The sequence below is a fragment of the Pseudomonas coronafaciens pv. oryzae str. 1_6 genome, assembly GCF_000156995.2.
Taxonomy (GTDB): Bacteria; Pseudomonadota; Gammaproteobacteria; order Pseudomonadales; family Pseudomonadaceae; genus Aquipseudomonas; species Aquipseudomonas tremae.
The window spans coordinates 2250882-2267117 of sequence record NZ_CP046035.1 but is presented as its reverse complement, the minus strand read 5'-3'; the positions used below and the strand labels follow the sequence as shown (position 1 = coordinate 2267117).

At 57.8% G+C, this 16236-nt stretch carries 21 protein-coding genes; 9 read left to right on the top strand and 12 right to left on the bottom strand.

Going from position 1 to position 16236, the window contains the following annotated elements; genetic code table 11:
- Positions 1-50: 50 nt before the first annotated feature.
- Both POR16_RS10245 and POR16_RS10240 read right to left on the bottom strand, forming a co-directional pair.
- The gene (locus POR16_RS10245) at positions 51-971 is read right to left on the bottom strand and encodes a sugar ABC transporter substrate-binding protein (protein WP_371903754.1); all 921 of its coding nucleotides are present in this window, start codon (positions 969-971) and stop codon (positions 51-53) included.
- Positions 972-1213: 242 nt separating this feature from the next.
- Positions 1214-1438 carry a YgdI/YgdR family lipoprotein gene (locus tag POR16_RS10240; RefSeq protein WP_005893482.1) on the bottom strand — a complete coding sequence of 75 codons (225 nt, stop codon included), beginning with the start codon at positions 1436-1438 and terminating at the stop codon, positions 1214-1216.
- A gap of 189 nt (positions 1439-1627) precedes the next feature.
- On the opposite strand from POR16_RS10240, the gene POR16_RS10235 reads away from it, so the two are divergent.
- The 3 genes from POR16_RS10235 (at position 1628) to POR16_RS10225 (ending at position 3002) form a co-directional block, all read left to right on the top strand.
- A complete protein-coding gene (locus tag POR16_RS10235; protein WP_005893485.1) occupies positions 1628-1828 on the top strand; it encodes a DUF1654 domain-containing protein in 201 nt (66 codons plus the stop codon).
- A gap of 4 nt (positions 1829-1832) precedes the next feature.
- A complete protein-coding gene (locus POR16_RS10230) occupies positions 1833-2534 on the top strand; it encodes an endonuclease (protein WP_005893487.1) in 702 nt (233 codons plus the stop codon).
- Between the two features lie 231 nt (positions 2535-2765).
- Positions 2766-3002: a DUF6555 family protein gene (locus POR16_RS10225; RefSeq protein WP_005893490.1), complete on the top strand. Its 237-nt coding sequence runs from the start codon at positions 2766-2768 to the stop codon at positions 3000-3002.
- 74 nt (positions 3003-3076) lie between these two features.
- Here POR16_RS10225 and map read toward each other — a convergent pair whose 3' ends face one another.
- From map to POR16_RS10205, 4 genes are all read right to left on the bottom strand, one after another.
- A complete protein-coding gene (gene map / locus POR16_RS10220; protein ID WP_005893492.1) occupies positions 3077-3868 on the bottom strand; it encodes a type I methionyl aminopeptidase in 792 nt (263 codons plus the stop codon).
- On the bottom strand, positions 3865-4122 hold the full coding sequence (locus POR16_RS10215) for a ParD-like family protein (protein WP_005893494.1): 258 nt from the start codon (positions 4120-4122) through the stop codon (positions 3865-3867). The genes map and POR16_RS10215 overlap by 4 nt, the downstream gene beginning before the upstream one ends.
- A gap of 87 nt (positions 4123-4209) precedes the next feature.
- Positions 4210-4407 carry a hypothetical protein gene (locus POR16_RS10210; protein WP_005893496.1) on the bottom strand — a complete coding sequence of 66 codons (198 nt, stop codon included), beginning with the start codon at positions 4405-4407 and terminating at the stop codon, positions 4210-4212.
- A gap of 102 nt (positions 4408-4509) precedes the next feature.
- Positions 4510-5541 carry an Ldh family oxidoreductase gene (locus POR16_RS10205; protein WP_005893498.1) on the bottom strand — a complete coding sequence of 344 codons (1032 nt, stop codon included), beginning with the start codon at positions 5539-5541 and terminating at the stop codon, positions 4510-4512.
- Positions 5542-5759: 218 nt separating this feature from the next.
- Between POR16_RS10205 and POR16_RS10200 the strand changes: the two genes are divergently transcribed.
- Together POR16_RS10200 and POR16_RS10195 are read left to right on the top strand one after the other, a co-directional pair.
- Complete coding sequence (locus POR16_RS10200; RefSeq protein WP_005893500.1) at positions 5760-6800, top strand: FecR family protein; 1041 nt, start codon at positions 5760-5762, stop codon at positions 6798-6800.
- 209 nt (positions 6801-7009) lie between these two features.
- Positions 7010-7405 carry a hypothetical protein gene (locus POR16_RS10195; protein ID WP_005893502.1) on the top strand — a complete coding sequence of 132 codons (396 nt, stop codon included), beginning with the start codon at positions 7010-7012 and terminating at the stop codon, positions 7403-7405.
- Positions 7406-7442: 37 nt separating this feature from the next.
- Here the strand turns inward: POR16_RS10195 and POR16_RS10190 are convergent, their stop codons facing one another.
- Positions 7443-7631, bottom strand: coding sequence for a hypothetical protein (locus POR16_RS10190; RefSeq protein WP_003366968.1), 189 nt, complete (start codon positions 7629-7631; stop codon positions 7443-7445).
- Positions 7632-7886: 255 nt separating this feature from the next.
- On the opposite strand from POR16_RS10190, the gene POR16_RS10185 reads away from it, so the two are divergent.
- Positions 7887-9695, top strand: a complete 1809-nt coding sequence (locus POR16_RS10185; RefSeq protein ID WP_024669832.1) for a monovalent cation:proton antiporter-2 (CPA2) family protein — start codon at positions 7887-7889, stop codon at positions 9693-9695.
- A 41-nt stretch (positions 9696-9736) separates the two neighbouring features.
- On the opposite strand, the gene POR16_RS10180 is transcribed toward POR16_RS10185, so the two are convergent.
- From POR16_RS10180 to moaB, 3 genes are all read right to left on the bottom strand, one after another.
- Complete coding sequence (locus POR16_RS10180; RefSeq protein WP_005893507.1) at positions 9737-10663, bottom strand: glycosyltransferase family 2 protein; 927 nt, start codon at positions 10661-10663, stop codon at positions 9737-9739.
- Positions 10664-10751: 88 nt separating this feature from the next.
- Positions 10752-11963, bottom strand: a complete 1212-nt coding sequence (locus tag POR16_RS10175) for a molybdopterin molybdotransferase MoeA (RefSeq protein ID WP_005893509.1) — start codon at positions 11961-11963, stop codon at positions 10752-10754.
- Between the two features lie 6 nt (positions 11964-11969).
- Entirely contained in the window at positions 11970-12509 is a 540-nt protein-coding gene (gene moaB / locus POR16_RS10170) for a molybdenum cofactor biosynthesis protein B (protein ID WP_005893511.1), read from the bottom strand.
- A 75-nt stretch (positions 12510-12584) separates the two neighbouring features.
- Between moaB and mobA the strand changes: the two genes are divergently transcribed.
- Together mobA and POR16_RS10160 are read left to right on the top strand one after the other, a co-directional pair.
- On the top strand, positions 12585-13184 hold the full coding sequence (gene mobA, locus POR16_RS10165) for a molybdenum cofactor guanylyltransferase MobA (protein WP_024690508.1): 600 nt from the start codon (positions 12585-12587) through the stop codon (positions 13182-13184).
- A 101-nt stretch (positions 13185-13285) separates the two neighbouring features.
- Positions 13286-13507, top strand: coding sequence for a YgdI/YgdR family lipoprotein (locus tag POR16_RS10160; RefSeq protein ID WP_005893516.1), 222 nt, complete (start codon positions 13286-13288; stop codon positions 13505-13507).
- Positions 13508-13584: 77 nt separating this feature from the next.
- On the opposite strand, the gene POR16_RS10155 is transcribed toward POR16_RS10160, so the two are convergent.
- Positions 13585-14475 (bottom strand): pseudouridine synthase, encoded by an 891-nt coding sequence (locus POR16_RS10155; RefSeq protein ID WP_005893519.1) that lies wholly within the window; start codon positions 14473-14475, stop codon positions 13585-13587.
- Positions 14476-14657: 182 nt separating this feature from the next.
- Here POR16_RS10155 and POR16_RS10150 point away from each other — a divergent pair, with 182 nt between their 5' ends.
- Positions 14658-15512 (top strand): shikimate dehydrogenase, encoded by an 855-nt coding sequence (locus POR16_RS10150; protein ID WP_005893521.1) that lies wholly within the window; start codon positions 14658-14660, stop codon positions 15510-15512.
- Positions 15513-15515: 3 nt separating this feature from the next.
- On the opposite strand, the gene POR16_RS10145 is transcribed toward POR16_RS10150, so the two are convergent.
- Positions 15516-16187: a TetR/AcrR family transcriptional regulator gene (locus POR16_RS10145; protein ID WP_005893524.1), complete on the bottom strand. Its 672-nt coding sequence runs from the start codon at positions 16185-16187 to the stop codon at positions 15516-15518.
- Positions 16188-16236 lie beyond the last annotated feature (49 nt).

The following is a 16236-nucleotide window of genomic DNA, read 5'->3' as shown; positions in this document are numbered from 1 at the left end:
TCCCGGCGCCCGCCTGTTCAGGGACGGACGCCTTTTTTACGCGGCGTGGATCAAGGTTGGGTAACGAGTTCTACAGGCGTTTCTATAACGCCTTTCTCGTTGGTGTCGACCTTCTCGCCCTTGACCAGTTTGAGCGCAGCTTCGATGCCGAAGACAGCCTGCTTGGCGGCAAACTGATCAGCCGTGGCCAGAATACGACCATCCTTGAGCATCGGCTTGATTGCATTGATGTTGTCGTAGCCCACAACCATTACCTTGCCAGCCTTGCCTGCCGCACGCACGGCAGAGACCGCACCCAACGCCATGCTGTCGTTGCCGGCCAGCAAAGCCTTCAGGTTCGGGTATTCGTTAAGCATCGCAGAGGCGACCGCGTTGCCCTTGTCGATTTCCCAGTTGCCGGACTGCGTGGACACTACTTTCATTTGCGCCTTATCCATGGCGTCCTTGAACCCGGCGGTACGCTGCTGGGCGTTGGTGGTGGTCGACACGCCTTCGATGATGCCCACCTCATCGCCCGCGGTCAGTTTTTTAGCCAGGTAATCGCCTACCAGCTCAGCACCCTTGCGGTTGTCAGGCCCTACGAACGGGATTTGCAGCTGCTTGCTTTTGAGCACGTCAGGGTCGAGCTGGTTGTCGATGTTGACGACTTTGATACCGGCATCCGTGGCTTTCTTGAGCACTGGGACCAGTGCCTTGGAGTCGGCAGGCGCGATCACCAGTGCATCAACCCTGGAAACAATCATCTGTTCGACGATGCGGATCTGGGCAGAAGTATCGGACTCGTCCTTGATCCCGTTGGAGACCAGATCGAATTCGTTGGCGTGTTCTTTCTGGTAGGCCTTGGCGCCGTCTTCCATGGTCAGGAAAAATTCGTTAGCCAGTGATTTCATCACCAGCGCGACCTTGGGTTTTTCCGGGGTCTGGGCAAATGCAGCAGAGAGGGGCATTACCGCCGTAACGGCAGCAAACATGGCGACAGCGAGAAGGCGTCCAGCGAATGGCAGCTTCATGAGTTCATCTCCGATCTTGTGATTATTTTTCGGGCGAACGACGCAGGGCCGATGCCAGGCATCGACACGCAAACGTTTGCGAGGAGCGAACTATGAAAAAAGCCGCAGACTTTGTCAATCCAGTGGAAATGAAATCTGTCTGACTGATCGCGCCTCGTGCTGAACGAGAGCGATCAGCCTTACTGTATGCCTGACAGGCTCAATCAGTTTTCTGGCCTGACCGTAGCGACGTCGTCAGCCTTTATACGGATTGTCTTGCCGGAAATGTCCTCGAACTCATAAAAACCGTCCCGCGTCTTGGTTTTGGGCATGTCTTTGGTCACATACTGCGTACCGTTCTGCAGTGTAACGACAGAGGGTGTGGAGCACCCTGCCAACACCAAGGCTGCCGCAGCCAGCAGCGGGAATGTGAGTGACTTGATATTCATGCGTAATTCCTCATGTTTTATGAAATGTTCTCAAGACGAGCAGTGTGCCACTTCAGGCACTTTATCTTACATAGGAGTTGCGAAAGATCCGACACTGAAATACTGTATGCCCGTACAGCAACTTCAGGGACTTTTTCCGTGGCAAGACAAACCGCAGCGACCCCCTCCACTCCCGGCCCCTACGAGCGCATGGGTATACGGGTACAGAAGATCATCAACTCGCCGACTGCGCAAAAATCCAGGGCCGCCCTGCTTTTTCGTCAGCCTGACGAGTCGGAAGACGACTGGGCGCAGATCCTTGAAGAAATAGCCGAAAACGATAATGTCACCCTCGCCTGGCGCGATGATGGTGGCGTACAGATATTCTGGACATTGCCGAAGGAAGATTGACGGCATGAAGTTTAGATTCTCTACCCTGTTTTGCACCACCCTGCTCATCAGCGCTTCATTCACAGCCCAGGCCGACGCCCCGCGCACCTTCAGCGAAGCGAAAAAAGTCGCCTGGGGCCTGTACGCTCCGCAATCGACCGAGTTTTATTGTGGTTGCAAATACTCGGGCAAGCGGGTTGACCTCGCCGGCTGTGGCTATGTTCCGCGCAAGAGCGCCAAGCGCGCCAGCCGAATTGAATGGGAGCATATCGTGCCTGCCTGGCAGATCGGCCACCTGCGTCAATGCTGGCAAAACGGCGGACGCAAGAATTGCACAAAAAATGACGCTGTCTACAAACGTGCCGAAGCCGATCTGCACAACCTGGTGCCCAGCATTGGCGAAGTAAACGGCGACCGTAGCAACTTCAGTTTTGGCTGGGTTCCCGAGAAAAAGGGCCAGTATGGCTCATGCCTGACCCAAGTGGATTTCAAGGCCAAAAAGGTCATGCCCAGGCCGTCGATACGCGGCATGATCGCTCGCACCTATTTCTACATGAGCAAGCAATATAACCTGCGCTTGTCTCGTCAGGATCGACAGCTGTATGAGGCCTGGGACAAGACCTATCCTCCTCAGGTATGGGAGCGTCAACGCAACCAGCAAGTTGCCTGTGTCATGGGACGCGGTAACGACTTTGTCGGGCCGGTTGATTTGAAGTCATGTAAATAGGCGAAATGCTGGCTAAACACGCCCATAAAGATGATCCCGAGCGCCAAGACCATTCATTTGAATAGGCGCTCAGCCCACTCATCGGACAACTGTTAACTTGAACATTGAGCTCGACGCTTTTCGTCCTAAGCTACAGAGCGTGGTGTTCGGCTGAAAGAGTTTTCTCATTCTGGCTATGCCATCGACAGCTCCATCCAATATGGCGCAACACCTACCTTCAGGCAGCAAATGATGATTCATCAAATGGAATTTGAAATTCATTACCAGTTTAATGGAGAGCCACGATCCTTCCTGCATCAGACAAGGCAACTCTGTCAAAATGACGCACTGCATTGTGCGACGCTGCATGCGGGCGTCGGGACGGTCAGTGGCAATATATCTGCAGGCCCGTTGCGCATTGCCACCTTGCAAGCCGAAAGCCTCGGCATCACGCAAGTGCGCTGGAAGAGGTCGACGCTGGAGTATTGATCACTTCTGCCAGCCAAAAATAATGGCCTTAAAAGGCCATTATTCATGCGTGCAACTCGACGCCTCCAAGCAGGCTAGATGGCAGGGTAATCGCCCGTCCCGTCAGGCCAGGGTGTCAGCAATTCAAAACCGTTAGAGGTCACTGCGACCATGTGCTCCCACTGCGCAGACAGCGAAAGATCGCTGGTGAGAACGGTCCAGCCGTCCGCCAGCGTTTTGGTGCCTGCCTTGCCGGCATTGATCATTGGCTCGATGGTGAACACCATGCCCTCTTTCAGTCTCAAACCTTTGCCCTGAGTGCCGTAATGCAGAATCTGCGGCTCTTCGTGGTACTTGCGGCCAATGCCATGCCCGCAATATTCGCGAACCACGCTGAAGCCTTCACGGTGTGCGACGCTCTGGATGGCATAACCGATGTCCCCCAGCGTTGCACCTGGACGAACCGCGTGAATACCCGCGCGGGTCGCCTCATAGGTCGTTTCGACGAGACGCTTTGCCAGAGGGCTGACCTCACCCACCAGATACATGCGGCTGGTATCGCCGTACCAGCCGTCCTTGATGACTGCGACGTCGATATTGACGATGTCGCCATCCTTCAGAATATCCTTGACCGAGGGTATGCCGTGACAGACCACAGCATTGGGTGAGATGCAGGTGGTTTTGGTGAAGCCGTGATAGCCAACATTCGCAGGGATCACTTTCAGCTCTTTGACGATGTACTCGTTGCAGATGTCATCGAGCGCTTCAGTGCTGACACCCGCCTTGACGTAAGGCGTGATCATCGCAAGTACATCAGCCGCCAGCCTTCCGGCTATACGCAACTGCACGAGGTCCTGTTCGGTCTTGATGCCGATAGCATTGCTCATGAGGCTGCCTTGGAACGGCGCGAGTCGGAGAGCTCTGAAACATTGAAGGCAGAAGTCGTCAATACAGTGTCACCTGTGTTTTCGATGCGAATCAGCATCTGGCAGATTTCGCTGTAATCGAGTGCGGGATGCAGTTCAGCGAGCATGCCGATACGCATCCAGTGCTCCGCCTGCGCATTGATGGATCGGCTGAGCGCGACACTGGCAGAGCGCAGATTGGCGTGCATGTGTTCAGAAATTTTTACCAGGCCCATGTTTCACCTCACATTGAATATATGAATCATATACGCTTCATATACTCATGATCAACACGGGACTTGCCGCGACCGAAAACTGACAACCTATTCCATTGTACCAATCTGCCGATAATCGGACCCGGAACGGGCAGCTGCGATGGCGATCGAAACCTCGGGCTCGTAGGCATTGAACTGGCGCAACGCAGCTGCCAGCCTCAGGAAATCTTCTCGCTGCATTTCGTTCATTGCAGAGAGCGTGCGATGGGGTTGGGCAACCTGGCTTTGTACTGAGTCAAGGGACATGACAGACCTCATTCGTTCTTTACTGTTCATGCATACAGTATTTAGATAAACGCCCTTGCACAAGACTCATCGCGACGAATGGTCAGCGAATGTGTAACTCGCTCACTTGCCTGCCAGCCCTTGCAACCGTTCGAGATCAGCCTGGCTAACAGGAATTCCTTGGGCCATGGAGCGTGCCCGCTCAAGGTAACGTCGATCACCCGGTAGACGCTCTTGCCCTGCCCCATGAAGCTGTCGCACCAACTCTTCGCTGCGCTCGGCAAAGTGCTGACCGCTGCCTTTGTCGGGGTCAATGACGATAAGCAGCTGGCCTGTCCAGGGTGTTTGCGCACCGGGATGCGCCGACCAGTCGAATTCGAACGAGAAGTTGCCACCCGTAAGCCCTGCCGCCAGCAGCTCGACCATCATCGACAGCGCAGACCCCTTGTGCCCGCCAAAAGGTAAAAGCGCACCGCCATCGAGAATGGCGCGAGGGTCGCGGGTGGCTAATCCGGCGTGATCGACCCCCATCCCTTCGGGCAGCAATCGCCCCTCACGAGCGGCTATCTGCACATCGCCGTGGGCAATGGCGCTGGTTGCCAGGTCAAAGACGATCGGATTGCCACCGGCACGCGGCGCCGCGAAGGCAATAGGGTTGGTGCCGAACAAGGGTTGACGCGCAGCGTGAGGCACGACACAGGTCATGCTGTTGACCATGCTCAAGGCAACCAGATTTTGCTCGGCAAAATGCTCGACATCCGGCCACAACGCCGCGAAATGGTGAGAGTTGCGAATTGCCAGGATTGCAATTCCGGCATTGCGCGCCTTATCGATCAGCAGCGATCTGGCCGCCGCCAGCGCCGGCTGGGCAAAGCCATTGCCGGCGTCGACCCTCACGAAAGCGGTCGCCACATCCTCGACAACCGGTACGGCCTTGCCGTCCACCCAGCCGCTGGCCAGCGAAGACAGGTAGCCGGGGATTCGAAAGATGCCGTGGCTGTGCGAGCCATCGCGCTGGGCACTTGCGCAGTTTTCAGCAAGCACTTGCGCCACCTGCGCCGATGTTCCGTGCGCCAGAAAGATGCGACGCAACAGGTCCGTCAGTTGCAAAAACGAGACAGTTGAAGCGGGCTCGTCGGTTGTCATCGCTTGCATCTGTAGCTCCCGGCAAAGGCATTGAGGTGAGGTTCATATGACCGGAGAGTAGCGCTGACGATGCAGCACGGCCACTCCAATGCCCCAGCAGACAGTGCATGAGAGCCGCTTGCATTCACACGGAAATACATCGGGTGTCGATGAGTAATGGCCAGTGAATGTTCTCTCTCCATGAAATCCAAGGGTAGAATGCGCCAACGGTAACGGCCGGAGCGCCCATGAGCGACCCTCTCTTCAGCAAGGCAGAACACGATGCGATCACCGATGCGGCGGCGCATTGGTGCATGCGGCTGCACGCTGATGACTGCACGGACGCAGAACGAAAAGCCTTTGATCAGTGGCTGGTAGCGCATCCTTTGCATGCGGTCGAGTATCAGGCGATGAACGAGGTCTGGTACATTACCGGACAGATCGAGCCGCTCAACCCTGCGCCGATTGCCTCGATCGGGTCGGCGCAGGCTGGCCAGCCGGTTTCACGCTCCAGGCAACACCGCAAGCAACGCTGGACGCAGCGTGCAGCTGCGGCGGCAGTCATTGCACTGGCTGTGCCGGTTGCCAGTTACGTAGGCTGGTATCAGGGATGGTTGCCGGACAGCTATGAATCCTACAACGCCAGTGCCGCCACGCGCCTGGTGGTCCTCGCTGACGGCAGCCGCGCAGAGCTGAATCTGGGCACCGAACTCACCTATGCCAATTACCGCAATCGACGCGCCGTGACGCTGAAGAGTGGCGAGGCGTTTTTCGAAGTAAGCCACGACACCACACACCCGTTTGTGGTCGATGCCGGTCAAGGCAGCATCGCGGTCACAGGAACGCGCTTCAATGTATGGATGTATCAGGATCAAGTACGCGTCACGCTGGTCGAGGGCTCGGTTCAGGTCAACAGCGACCGCACGCACCCGGCTTCCAGCCATCATCTCGATCCTGGCATGCAAGCAAGCTACAAGGCGGGAGACGATACGCCTCTGATCAGCCAGACGCCTGCACAGGATGCGAGCCTGGCATGGCGCAATGGCAAGCTTATATTCAACGACCTGCCCCTCAGTCAGGCGCTGCCTCTGATCAACCGTTATCTGCAAACGCCTATTCTGCTGGCAGACAGCGCCACAGGGGCCATGCGTCTGGGCGGCAGCTACAACACCGACGACCTGTCGTACTTGCTAAGTTCTTTGCCCAAAGTGCTGCCGCTCTATGTGACCCGCAACCAAAACGGCAATCCGGTGCTCAACCGCCGTGTGTTCGACGCCCCGAAGGGCTGATCTCAGGCAGAGCCTCCCAACGTTCTCTGAACAACCGGATGAATCGCCTGCGTGGCCCGCCAGTCTTCATCTAACCTGACCCCACCAAACGACGCAGCATGTAGGCGGACGTCTGCGCAGAAACTTTTTCATCCGAAAACTGAGGTTTTGCCGTGCTCGTTCGTCTTAGTAACTGAGATTGTTTAAAAGGCCTGAAAAGGAGTTTGTGGATGTTCAATCGCCAAGGAATCACTACTCGCACCCTGCTGCGGCAAACAGCGCTGGCTGCGCAGTCACAGTCACAGTCACCTGCCCTGGAGGCCGAACGGCCCGGCAATGAGCACATCCGGACCTTGCTGAAAAGCTTCGGCCTGCGCACCAGCCTGATCAGGCTCAAGGTGCTGGATGCGCTTCTGGTGTCGAGCGAAGAAGGTCAGCCGCTGGGGGTACGGGGTGTACACAGCCAGTTATTGAGACTTGATGTACCGCTCTCGTTTCTAAGTGTGCGCGAGGTGCTGAAGCGCTTGTGCGACGAAGGCGTGATCAACCTCAATGATGACAAGACCTACAGCCTGCATCCTCGCGCCAGGGAATGGCTGGGCGAAGCGAAGGATTCCGGGCGATAAACGGGGCTGCCCTGCCCCTGATCGCTTGCCACAGAACCTAACGCTTTACCTTGCGACGCATGATCCCATTGAGGATCACGACCAGTACCGCCACGCTGATTGCGATGTACTGAAAGGTCTTTTCGGTGATAGCACCGGTGTTCTGCAGATGCGACAAGCCAAGCATGATCGCCAGAACGCCAAGGGCGATCAGAATCGAGTAAATCAAACGCTGTTTGTTGGTCATAACAGTTTCCTTGAAGCTCATGAACGGGCAGTTGGCGCCGCTTGTTTGCGCGCATAGCTTACGCCGATGCACGACGAATCGCATCGCCCGCCGCCCCTGCCTCCTCTCTTGCACCCGATCCTGCGCCTTCCTGTCCTTCTTTCATCAACGGCATTGATTACTGTCATGCTGCGATGAGCATTGCCGTGTAAAACTCACATGGTTTAATACCGCCCTGTTTCAACACTGTGTCCAATCATTACCAAGGAGTTTTACATGCCGCATGAAGGCAGCCTGCTACAGGCCGCAGTGGTGTTTCTGCTCGCGGCGGTGCTGACCGTGCCGCTTGCCAAGCGCCTGAAGCTGGGCGCGGTCATCGGCTATCTGTTCGCGGGCGTGATCATCGGCCCGTCGGTGCTGGGGCTGATCGGCGACACCGAGAGCGTCAGTCACATCTCCGAACTCGGCGTGGTGTTGCTGTTGTTCATCATTGGCCTGGAGCTTTCGCCCAAGCGTTTGTGGGTCATGCGCAAATCAGTGTTCGGCGTCGGTATGGCGCAGGTGCTGCTGACCGGTCTGGTAATCGGCGGAGTCGCCCTGTATGGCTTCGGCCAGCCGCTGAATACAGCGATTGTGCTGGGCCTGGGCCTCGCCCTGTCGTCCACCGCATTCGGTCTGCAAAGCCTGGCCGAGCGCAAGCAACTGAACAGCCCGCACGGTCGCATGGCGTTTGCCATTCTGCTGTTTCAGGACATTGCCGCGATCCCGCTGATCGCGATGGTGCCGTTTCTGGCCGGGGCCGATCATGCAATGGACACTGGCGAAAGCATCAATCATGGCCTGCGCGTGCTGGGCAGCATCGCCATTGTGGTGATCGGTGGGCGTTACCTGCTGCGCCCGGTGTTTCGCATTGTCGCCAAGACCAGGATTCAGGAGGTCTCTACTGCCACTGCCTTGCTGGTGGTGATGGGCACGGCATGGCTGATGGAGCTGGTGGGTGTTTCCATGGCCCTGGGTGCATTTCTCGCAGGCCTGTTGCTGGCCGATTCCGAATACCGGCACGAGCTGGAAGCGCAGATCGAACCGTTCAAGGGCCTACTGCTGGGCCTGTTCTTCATCAGCGTCGGCATGGGAGCCAACATCGGCTTGTTGCTCAGTTCGCCTTTGGCAGTGCTGGGCCTGACGCTGTTGCTGATCGGCATCAAACTGCCAATGCTGTTCCTGATCGGTCGCACTGCAGGCGGCCTCGGCAGTCGCAGTGCGCTGCAATTGGGTCTGGTACTCGCCGCCGGGGGTGAGTTTGCCTTTGTGGTGTTCAAGATTGGCAGCGCGCAAGGGCTGTTCGAGGCACAACTGTACGACATGCTGGTACTGACCATCACCTTGTCGATGGCAGTCACGCCACTGCTGTTCATTGCCCTGGCACGCTGGATCAAACCGAAAGCCAGGGTGGTGGACGTACCGGACGAATATCGCGACATCCAGACCGATAAACCCAGGGTCGTGATTGCCGGCATGGGCCGCATGGGACAGATTGTTGCGCGAATTCTGCGCGCGCAGAAAATCCCCTTCATTGCGCTGGACACCGCTGTGGAGTCGATCGAGTTTTCGCGTAGTTTCGGCAACGTGCCGGTGTTCTATGGCGACCCGCTGCGCCCGGAAATACTCCGCGCCGCCAAGGTCGGTGAAGCCGAGTACTTTGTCATCGCCACTGACGATCCGGATACCAACATCAAGACCGCCGAATTGATCCGCAAGCTCTATCCACACATGAAAATCATCGCCCGGGCACGCAACCGCCAGCACGTTCATCGGCTGATGGACATTGGCGCGCATGCTGTGCGCGAGACGTTCTATTCAAGCCTGGAAATGAGCCGTCAGACCTTGATGGGATTGGGCCTGACCGAGGCACAGGCTGATGCGCGCATCAGTCGCTTCAAGCGTCACGATGAACAGGTGCTGGCAGCCCAGCACGAGGTGTATGACGACGACGCCAAGGTGCTGCAGACCGCTCGCGAAGCCAGGGCCGACCTGGCGCAATTGTTCGAAGCTGATCGTCTGGACGAGGAAGCCGCGAAAGGCTGATGCACTGGCACCGGGCGTTCAGCGTCCGGCGCCGGGGTGGTTCAGGCGTAAGGACTGTCCCAATAGCGCTTGTACATGCCGAGCTTTTTCTTCAGGCCTCGGGGCAGCCGCCGTTCCTGCTTACTCAGCTTGTAAGCCAGCAGCTTCAGCGCATTGCGCACAAACGACATGGGCCACCAGAGAATGCGCCGGGGGCCGAGGAATTTCAGTTCGGACTTCACGTACCGCATGCCCTCGCCGCCGATGCCTCCGAACGTCTCGTAGATCCACGCCTCACGGGACTGAAACACGCCGATGTCGAAGTACCGACAGAACTCCTCGCGCAGGCTGTAATTGTGGGAGTGCCTACATACGGCAGAACCTTCGTAGGCAGCTTTCCAGCCATCGATCAGCATCCTGGCAGTGACGTACATGTCTTCGGAAAGGATCACGTGCCGAGGGAAGCCCCCGATCGCCCGTAACGCTTCGCCCCGATAGGCTGCAAACGAATTGGACATGAATGGTGTCTTGATGCCCAGTGTGCGGGCATCGGCCAAGGTTTTGATCTGCGAAGTCGGCGGGTAGTTGAACAGCCTTGCATGCTGTGCGAGCAGGTTGGCGTTCTTGTGCGGCAATTGCCGGCCGCAGACCGCACCGACTTTCGGGTCAGCGAATGGCAGCAGGATATTGGCAATGGCATTGATGTCTTCGACGTAGGCGTCCTGGGTCATGTAGACATAGACGTCATAGTCGGGATGCAGATCGACCATCATCTGCCGGGTGCCGCCGTGATTGAAGTCCTTGCTGTCGATGCGCAGCACATTGGCACATCGCGATTGCGCCAGCTCCAGCGTGCCGTCCGAAGAGCTGGAGTCGACGATCAGCGTGTCGAAGGTTGCAGTCTGCGTGGCCAGCGAATCCAGAAGCCGCTCCAGATCCTTGCGTCCATTGTAGGTCGGGATGACACAAGCCACTCTCAGTGACGCCATAACAATACTCCAGGGCGAAGTCCGGTTGCCCAATCTGTCAGCGTTGTTGAGAGTAGCTCATGCGCACCAGGCCCACCATTCGACGCACTCAGCCCAGCACTTCGCTCAATGGAATGAAATTGACCCAGTCGCCCTCGGCCACTGTCGTGCCTTCGCGCACCTCGATCAGGCCATCAGCCCACGCAGCGCTGCGCAGTACCCCGGAACTCTGGTTTCGGTAAGCCACAGCCTTGCCCTGCTCGAGACGACCACGCAGGTACTCGCGGCGATTGCCGGGGCGCGTCCAGATGAACCCGGCCGGCACAGGAAACTTCAGCGGTGCAACGTCCATCACACCCTGTCGACGCAGCAGGTAAGCGCGCGCCAGCAAGGCGAACGTCACCAGTGTGGACGCAGGATTGCCAGGCAGGCCAATCACCGGCACACCACGGAAATGACCGAAAGTCAGAGGTTTGCCAGGTTTGATCGCCAGTTTCCAGAGCGTCAGTTCGCCCTCTTCACGCAACGCATGACCCAGGAAGTCCGCTTCGCCCACCGACACACCGCCCGTGGAGAGAATCAGATCGACATCGTGCAGATTCGCCAGCGCAGTGCGGGTTTTCGGCAGATCGTCCGGCAGGATGCCTGCATCGACGACCTCGCATTCCAGGCGCGCCAGCCAGCTGCACAGCAACACCCTGTTACTGTTGTAGATCTGCCCTGGCCCCAGCGGCTGACCAGGCTCGATCAGCTCGTCGCCGGTGGACAGCACCGCCACCCGCACGCGACGAATCACGTCCAGTTCGGCCAGCCCCAGCGAGGCTGCCAACCCCAGCTCTATAGGCCCCAGCCGCGTACCCGCCGCCAGCACGGTATCGCCGACCAGGGTTTCCTGACCTTGCGGACGGATATTCTGCCCGGCCTTGAGAGGCTCGCTGAAGCGCACTCGCTGATCGGCAAGCACCTCGGCGTTTTCCTGCATTTCGACGCAGTCAGCGCCCTCAGGCATCGGTGCGCCGGTGAAGATTCTTGCGCACGTGCCGGGGGCCAATGGCTCGGGGGCCTGACCGGCAAAAATGCGCTGGCTGACCACCAAAGGTTCTCCGCTCCAGTCCGCCTCACGCAGGGCATAGCCATCCATCGCACTGTTAGGCCACGGCGGCAGATCCAGCGTCGAGACCAGGTCCACCGCCAGCACCCGGCCCTCGGCATTGGCCAGCGACACGCGCTGACGTTCGGTTATCGGTGTGGCATCGGCCATCGCCAGCAATCGGGCGATGGCATCTTCAACCGGCAACAGGGCTTTTGGCTCGTTGATCATCGGCACTCAACCACGGGTTGCGCAGGGTTCGGCCTGCTTGAGGTGTGGCACGAAATTGCACGGCCTGAAGCGCGAGTCCAGTTGTTCGGCCAGAATGCCGTCCCAGCCAGTGCGCACAGCATTGGTCGAACCCGGCAGGCAGCAGACCAGCGTGCCGTTGGACAGCCCGGCCAAGGCGCGAGACTGAATGGTCGAAGTGCCGATATCAGGCACTGAAATCTGCCGGAACAGCTCGCCAAAACCATCAACCTGCTTGTCCAGCAAGCAGCCCACGGCTTCGGGCGTGCTGTCTCGGCCGGTGAAACCGGTGCCGCCGGTAATCAGCACGACTTGCACTTGGTCATCGGCAATCCAGGTCGCTACCTGGGCGCGGATCTTGTACAGATCATCCTTGAGCAGCACGCGTTCGATCAGGCCATGACCGGCTTCGGTCAGACGATCGACAAACATCTGACCCGATGTATCGGTTTCACGGGTACGGGTATCGCTGACAGTCAGCACGGCGATGTTCAGGGGTACGAAAGGTGTGTCAGCCTTGGCTTTCATGGCCTCATCCAGTTGTTAAGGAAACAGGCCGGTGTTATATCACAGCACTCCTTTTGACTTCCCGCCGAGTGTCTGATGAATGTCCGTGCCGCACTGCCTACCTGCTCTATCCTGCTACTCGCCGGAGGACGCGGGCAGCGTATGGGTGGACGCGACAAGGGCCTGATCGAATGGCAGGGCAAGGCAATGATCGAGCACTTGCAGTGCCTGACCCGACCATTGACTGACGACTTGATCATCTCCTGCAACCGCAACATAGAGCGTTATGCGCAGTACGCCGATCAGGTCGTCGAGGATGACGACACCGACTTCAATGGCCCTCTCGCCGGGATTCGCGCTGCCCTGCCGCTTGCTCGCCACCAGTGGCTGCTGGTATTGCCCTGTGACGTACCTCGGATCGACGGGCCATTGCTGCAGGCGCTACGCGAAAAATCGCTCGAGCACCCGCAACGACCCGTAATGGTGCGTGAAGGTCAGCACTGGCAGCCGCTTTTATGTATCATCCCCATCGCTTGTGCCGCCACGCTGGAAGCCGCATGGCAAACCGGCGAACGCAGCCCACGGAGGGCAATGGAGTCACTGCAACCGGTTGCGGTGCAACTGGAAGCCGATGACCCGCGTCTGGCAAACCTGAACACTCCCTGTCTATTGGCAGGGATCAATGAACACCGCTGAAAGTGAGTGGTTATTGAGCTCTCGCACGGTGTATACGGAACTTGCGGACGGCATATACGTCTGAGAGTTCAGTAATCAAGAATCCATCTGGAGACACAGTAATGAAACAACGGACCCTCCCCGCTGCCTTCCTGCTTGCATTGAGCATCGCCTCCCTCGCCGGTTGCGCATCGCCCACTGTGATCACTCTGAACGATGGTCGTGAGATCCAGTCAGTCGATACTCCGAAGTACGATGACTCGGGCTTTTACGAGTTCAAACAGCTTGATGGCAAAGAAACCCGCATCAACAAGGATCAGGTACGTACCATCAAGGATCTGTAATCCGGATGTAGCGTGACTGATTCGAAAAAACCCGCCGAGTGCGGGTTTTTTTGGCCTGCAATTTCAGCCTGTACGGCTTACCAGTCCAGTTTCAACAGGCTTTCGAACTGACGCTGTTCGCCATTGAGCGGATCGACGAAGCGCAGGCGTTTGGCGAGCAGTTTCAGCGGTTGCCGATAGTCGTCCTGCGGGTCCTTTATCACGTCGGGATAGAAGGGATCATTACAGATCGCCGCGCCTAATGCTGCCATGTGCACGCGCAGTTGGTGCTTCTTGCCGGTCACCGGGTGCAGCCCGTAACGCCACAGTTGCTCCTGCCGCTCCAGCACTTCGATGTGCGTCTGCGTATTGCTGGCACCTGGCCCTTCCTGCATGCGAAAGAACGGCTCGCCTTCGACCAGACGGCTCTCGTGCAGACGCGGGAACTCCAAATCAGGCAGCGCCGGGGCAATTGCTTCGTAAAATTTGTCGATACGTCGCGTAGGAAACAACGTCTGATAGGCCGCGCGGGTCTGCCGATTGGCTGAAAACAGCACCAGCCCCGCCGTGTGCCGGTCAATGCGGTGCAGCGGCACCAGATCGGGATTGCCGAGGCGATGGATCAGACGACGCAGCAACGTCTGTTCGACATATTCGCCAGCCGGTGTTACAGGCAGAAAGTGTGGCTTGTCGGCAACTACCAAATGGTCGTCGGCATAGAGGATGGTTTCGAGCACCGGGATCGGCGTCTCATTGGGCACTTCGCGAAAATAGTGAATTTTCAGCCCTTCCCGATACGCCAGGTCTGCTTTGATCGTCTTGCCATCGGCGTCCAGAACCCGTCCGCGTGCCATTCGGTCCAGCCACTGTTCGCGGCTAATGGCGGTAAATTTCGCACACAGGCAATCCAGCACCGTGGCCCATGACCCTGGCGGCAGGTAGAGAGTGCTGGCTTGTTGCTGAGTGGCGCTGAAGGCGGAATCGGACATGCTGGGGCTCTGGCTCTTGAGTCTGAAGCGGCTGGACAAGGATTATCGCTGATTGGTGCGATCACCGCACAACATCGCTGTGTGGCGTTCGCTGGTCGACTGCGACACTATTAACCGTCTGGTACATTCTGTTCAATAACTGCCAGGATCGGGCAGCGCCACAAAAACAAGAGACGTATTTTATGACCCACGCTGAAAACACCTCCGTACTGGCCGGCCTGATCGGCTCTGGCATTCAAGCATCGCGAACGCCCGCCATGCATGAGCACGAAGGCGATGCACAAGGCATGCGCTATCTGTATCGCCTGATCGATATCGACGCGTTGCAGCTGGATATCAGCGCCCTGCCCCAGCTCGTCGACAGCGCTCAGCACTGTGGCTTTACCGGCCTGAATATCACTTTCCCCTGCAAGCAGGCGGTCATCCCCCTGCTGGACGAACTGTCCGACGAAGCGCGTGGCATCGGTGCAGTGAACACTGTGGTTTTCAAGGACGGCAAGCGTGTCGGCCACAACACCGATTGCCTGGGTTTTGCTGAAGGTTTCCAGCGCGGTCTGGAACACGCTGCACGCCAGCGGGTCGTGCAAATGGGTGCAGGTGGCGCGGGCGCTGCGGTGGCTCATGCACTGCTTACAGCGGGGGTCGAGCGCTTGACGGTCTTTGAAGTAGACCCGCAACGTGCGCAAGGGCTGGTAGACAACCTGAACGGTCATTTCGGGGCAGGACGTGCCCAGGTAGGCATCGACTTGCCTGCCGCAATGGCCGAGGCGGATGGGTTGGTGAATACCACGCCGGTCGGCATGGCCAAACTGCCCGGCACGCCATTGCCGGTGGAACTGCTGCGTGCCGAGCTATGGGTCGCGGAAATCATCTACTTCCCGCTTGAGACCGAGCTGCTCAGGCAGGCTCGAGCGCTGGGCTGTCGAACGCTGGATGGCAGTACGATGGCGGTGTTTCAGGCGGTCAAGGCCTTCGAGCTGTTCAGTGGCCAGTCAGCCGATGCCAGCCGCATGATGGCGCACTTCCATACACTGTAGGCCTCAGCGCTTGAGGTAACGCATTACAGCGTCGCAAATCATTGCCTTGTGACGCTGTTTGACCTCCTCGCTCCACAGCTCGATCCGGAAAATCTCGCTGAACGTGTGGCGGTTTGATATCCGGTAAAAGCAGAACGAACTGATCATCAAGTGCAGGTCTACCGGGTTAACCCCCTCGCGAAACAGACCACTGGCTTCACCGCGACGCAGGATGCCGTCCAGTGCCTTGATGATGTTCTGGCTTTTGGCCTGGATAGAATCGGACTGCTTGACGTTCTCGCCGTAATGGATGTTTTCGATGCACACGATGCGCACGAAATCGACGTTGTTGTCATGGTGATCGAAGGTGAACTCAACCACACGCTGAATCGCCTCGACAGGCTCGAGTTCAGCAAGATTAAGCTGGCTCTCGGTATTGCGAATTGCGCCGTAGAGTTTTTCCAGCACCTCGACATACAGCTGCTCCTTGCTGCCGAAGTAGTAATAGATCATCCGTTTCGAGGTTTTGGTGCGCTCGGCGATGGCATCGACGCGCGCACCGGTCAGTCCGTGGGCAACGAACTCGGCGACAGCGGCCTTGAGGATGTCTTCACGGGTTTTTTCCGGGTTGTTCTTGCGCCCCTTCGGCAAAACGGCGGCAGGCCCGATGGCGACGGCGGAGTCGATTGTTTTCATTATTGGCTCATGAACACGAGTAATGCGCGAAGTATGAAGCCCGTCGGCA